Source organism: uncultured Arenimonas sp. (assembly GCF_963976025.1).
Lineage (GTDB): Bacteria > Pseudomonadota > Gammaproteobacteria > Xanthomonadales > Xanthomonadaceae > Arenimonas.
Map to the genome: position 1 here is coordinate 1 of NZ_CAXBJS010000211.1, position 4418 is coordinate 4418.

A 4418-nucleotide genomic window follows, 5' to 3' on the forward strand; every position below is an offset into this window, starting at 1 on the left:
GGCCGAGGTTTCCGAACTCAAGGCGTGGCCTCGGGCGTGGTGGCAAGGTTGATGCGGGTGAAGCCCAGCTGGCCCAGGCTGTCCATCACCGTCACCAGATGCTGGGTCTGGGAGCGGGCGTCGGCGCGCACCACGATCTGGCGCGTGCGGTCGGCGCCGGCTTCGCTGGCCAGGCTGGCGCGCAGCGAGGCCGGGTCGGTCTTGAGCACTTCGCTGTTGCCGATGAAGATGCGGCCGTCGGCGTCGATCAGCACGGTCAGCGGCTGTTCGACCTGTACTTCGCTGCGCGAATCGGTCTTGGGCAGCACGATCTTGAGCGCCGAACGATGGTCGAAGGTGGTGGTGACCACCAGGAAGATGATCAGGCAGAACACCACGTCGATCAGCGACACCAGGCTGATCTCCGGTTCATCGGGAACCCGGCCGGTGCTGAGCTTCACGCCTTGCCCCGCTTGGTGGCGCGCGGCGGCTTGCCCGGGCTGGCCGAGGGTTCTTCTTCCAGCGCGTCGAGCAGGGCCGTGGCCTGCTGCTCCATCTCGACCACGTATTCGGTGATCCGGCCGCGCAGGTAACGGTGGAAGATGACCGCCGGGATCGCCACGCACAGGCCGGCCGCGGTGGAAATAAGCGCCTGGCCGATGCCGCCGGCCAACCGGTTGGCGTCACCGACGCCGGCGGTGAGGATGTCCAGGAACATCTCGATCATGCCGAACACGGTGCCCAGCAGGCCCAGCAGCGGCGCCACCGCGGCGATGGTGCCCAGGGTGTTGAGGAAACGTTCCATGCGGTGGGCGACATGGCGGCCGACGTCCTCGATGCGTTCCTTGATGATTTCACGCGGGCGGTGGCGCACGTCCAGCCCGGCGGCCAGCAGTTCGCCCAGCGGCGAATTCCGGCGCAGGATGTCGATGTGCTTGGGGTCGAGCTGGCGGCCGCGGGCCCAGTCACGGACTTCCTCGCCCAGGCCGTCGGGCAGCACTTCCTTGCGCCGAAGGCTCCAGAAACGCTCCAGGATGATGGCCAGCGCCAGCACCGCCAGCGCGATGATCGGCGCCATCACCCAGCCGCCTGCCTTGATCAGTTCCAGCACGCCTCACCTTTGCCGTTGGGGGGACGCCGATAGCATAGCCTGTGCCGCCAGCCGGGGCATGGCGCCAGTAGCGCGGGCGGTCCTGGCGAAGCCGTTCCAGCACCCGTACGCCGTCGTGGCCAAGGCGCAGGCGCACCGCGCCCGACGTGGCGCTGTCGAGCAGTTGCGTGGCATAGCGATCGTAACGATCGAGCACGATCTGTTTGGGCAGGCCGAAACGATTGTCGTGACCCACGGGCAGCAGCCCCAGCGTCGGCCGCACCGCCGCCAGGAAATCCAGGCTCGACGAGGTGTCGCTGCCGTGGTGCGGCACCACCAGCACATCGCTGCGCACCTGCGCTGCCGGCAGTTTCGCCAGGCGGGCTTCGACGTGGCGGCCGATGTCGCCGGGCAGCAGCGCGCTGGCCCCGGCCGCTTCGATGCGCAGCACGCAGCTGCTGTCGTTGCGCAGGTAGGGGAAATACGGCGTCGGGTGCAGCCAGGTGAATTGCACACCCTGCCAATGCCAGCCCTGCCCGGCCAGGCAAGGCTGCATGCCCGGGCGCGCCCAGGCTGCGGGCGCAACGGTCCTCCCCACGGGCAAACCGGCACGCACGGCGTCGGCGCCGCCGGCGTGGTCGTTGTCGCCGTGGCTGATCACCAGGGTGTCGATGCGGCGCACGCCGTGGGCACGCAGCGCCGGCAGCACCGCCGCTTCACCAAAATCCAGACCACGCGGCGGTGCCGGGCCGGCGTCGTAGAGCAGTACGTGGCGCTGGGTCAGCACCGCCAGCGAAAGCCCCTGCCCCACGTCCACCAGCAGCAGGTCGGCTTCGCCGGGTCCGGGCCGATCGGTCGCCGGCCACAGCAGCGGCAGGAACAGCAGCGCCGCCAGCGCCTTGCCGGGCACGCCGCGGGGCAGCAGCAGCCAGAAGGCGCCGGCCAGGGCCAGCAGCAGGCTGGCCAGGCCCGGTTCGGGCAGCCAGGCCAGCGCCGCCGGCCAGCGCGCCACCCATTCCAGGCCCTGCCAGAGCCATTGCATCAGCGTGGCCGCCGCCTGCCAGGCCAGCGCCGCCGCGCCCTCGTGCAGCGGATGCAGCAGCAGCCCGATCAGGGCCAGCGGCACCACGCCCAGGCTGATCCAGGGAATGCCGACCAGGTTCACCACCGGCGCCGGCAGCGAGGCCTGGCTGAAAAACCAGGCACCCACCGGCAGCAGCCCGAGCATCGCCACCGCCTGGCCGCCAACAAAGGGGCGCCACCAGCCCTGGCCCGGCGCCGTGGGCAGGCACCACAGCAGCCAGGCCACGCCGAGGTAGCTGAGCCAGAAACCAGGTGACAGCACGGCCAGCGGATCGACCAGCAGGACCGCGATCGTCGCCAGCGCCAGCGACTGGCCGTCGCCCTGCGGCCGGCGCAGCAGCCGCGCCAGCACCACCACGGCGATCATCAGCGCGGTGCGCACCGTCGGCAGCGCGAAGCCGGCCAGCGCCGTATAGGCCAGCGAAAGGGCCAGGGCCAGGGCCGCCGTGCCCAGCGGCCGCGGCCAGCGCCGGCCCAGGGACGGAACGAGCCGCCACAGGCCCTGCCCCAGCAGCGCCCCGAAGCCGGCGACCAGGCCAACGTGGAACCCGGAAATCGCGATCAGGTGGGTCAGGCCGGTGGCGCGCAGCACCGTCCAGTCGTGGTCGTCCAGGGCGCGGGTGTCGCCCAGGGCCAGGGCCTGCACGAAGCGGGCACGGGCATCGGGCACCGCGCGCCCTATCGCCGCCGACAGCGCCTCGCGCCGGCGATCCAGGGCCTGCGCCGCCGCCGGCGGGCCGACGGGGGCGCCGGTGACTACGTACCCGGTGGCGGCGAGCCGGCGTTCCAGCGCCCGGCGCTCGAAGTCGAAGCCGCCCGGGTTGACCACGCCGCGCGGAGGCCGCAGGCGCACGGCCAGCTGCCAGCGGCTGCCGGGCTGCAGGTGCGGCAGGCTTTCGCCCGGTTGGGCGTACCAGCCCAGTTGCAGCCGGCGCCCCGCCAGGCCGGCGGCTGCGCCTTCGCCGCCTTCAACGATGAAGCCGAAGCGCCAGTTGCCCTCGCCCGCTTCCGGCAGGCCGCTGACATGGCCATGCACCTGCAGCACGGCGCCGGAGAGTTCGTCGGGCAATCGCAGCGACAGGGAATGGGCGCCGTGGGCACAGGCCAGGCTGACGCCGACCAGGCCGGCGCCCAGCCAGCGCCAGCGCGTGGCCGACCGCCACAGCCACAGGCCACAAAGCCCCCAGGCGACGATGATGCCCGCCCCGGGCAGGCTGGCCAGCCCCTGCACCCACAGCACGCCGGCCAGCAGGGCAGCCGCGACACCGGGCCCGAAGGGCGCCGGCGCCGGGGCGCGCTGGCCCGGCACCTCAGTCCCCGGTGGCGGGTCGCAGTTGTCCCTGGGTCAGTTCCAGGGTCCGATCCAGTCGCCGCGCCAGGCGGCGATCGTGGGTCACCATGACCAGGGCGGTGCCCAGGTCGCGGTTGAGTTCGAGCAGCAGGTCGAAGACGGTGGCGGCGGTTTTTTCGTCGAGGTTGCCGGTGGGCTCATCGCCCAGCACGCAGGCCGGGCGCGCGACCAGGGCGCGGGCCACGGCGGCGCGCTGGCGTTCGCCGCCCGAGAGTTCGCCCGGCTTGTGGCCCAGGCGATGGCCCAGGCCGACGCGTTCAAGCAGGGCCTGGGCGGCCGGGCGCGCCGTGCTGTCGCGATCGCCGCGGATCAGCAGCGGCATCATCACGTTTTCAAGCGCGGTGAATTCCGGCAGCAGGTGGTGGAACTGGTAGACGAATCCAAGGGCGCGGTTGCGCAGCAGGCCGCGATCGCGTTCGCCCAGGGCCGACATGCGCTGGCCGTCGACGTGCACTTCGCCCGAGCTGGCGCTGTCCAGGCCGCCCAGCAGGTGCAGCAGCGTGGACTTGCCCGCGCCCGAAGCGCCGACGATGGCGACGGTTTCGCCGCGCCGTACCGACAGCTGCAGGCCGTCGAACACCGGCGTGCGCAGGTCGCCTTCCTGGTAGGTCTTGCCCAGGTTCTCGCAGCGGATGACGACGTCGTTCATGGGCTTATTCATAGCGCAGCGCCGTGGCGGGATCGGTGCGCGAGGCGCGCCAGGCCGGGTAAAGGGTGGCCAGCAGGCACAGCACGAAGGCCACGATGGCGATCATCAGCACGTCCTTGGGATCGACCAGGGTCGGCACGCCGCTGATGTAATAGACATCCGAGGGCATCAGTTCGGTCTGGGTGGCTTCTTCGATGTAACGCACGATGTTCGACAGGTTGCTGGCCAGCAGCACGCCGCTGGCCACGCCGATGATCGCGCCGGTC

At 71.6% G+C, this 4418-nt stretch carries 5 protein-coding genes; all 5 read right to left on the minus strand.

All coding sequences use genetic code 11. From position 1 onward, the window contains the following. Positions 1-17: 17 nt before the first annotated feature. A complete protein-coding gene (locus AACZ35_RS12820) occupies positions 18-440 on the minus strand; it encodes a biopolymer transporter ExbD (RefSeq protein ID WP_339829921.1) in 423 nt (140 codons plus the stop codon). Continuing rightward, complete coding sequence (locus AACZ35_RS12825; RefSeq protein WP_339829923.1) at positions 437-1057, minus strand: MotA/TolQ/ExbB proton channel family protein; 621 nt, start codon at positions 1055-1057, stop codon at positions 437-439. The genes AACZ35_RS12820 and AACZ35_RS12825 overlap by 4 nt, the downstream gene beginning before the upstream one ends. Beyond that, entirely contained in the window at positions 945-3461 is a 2517-nt protein-coding gene (locus AACZ35_RS12830) for a DNA internalization-related competence protein ComEC/Rec2 (protein WP_339829925.1), read from the minus strand. The genes AACZ35_RS12825 and AACZ35_RS12830 overlap by 113 nt, the downstream gene beginning before the upstream one ends. Before the next feature lies 1 nt (position 3462). Further along, the gene (gene lolD / locus AACZ35_RS12835) at positions 3463-4164 is read right to left on the minus strand and encodes a lipoprotein-releasing ABC transporter ATP-binding protein LolD (protein WP_339829927.1); all 702 of its coding nucleotides are present in this window, start codon (positions 4162-4164) and stop codon (positions 3463-3465) included. Further along, a partial coding sequence (locus AACZ35_RS12840) for an FtsX-like permease family protein (RefSeq protein WP_339829929.1) occupies positions 4157-4418 on the minus strand: 262 nt, incomplete at its 5' end. The genes lolD and AACZ35_RS12840, both read right to left, overlap by 8 nt.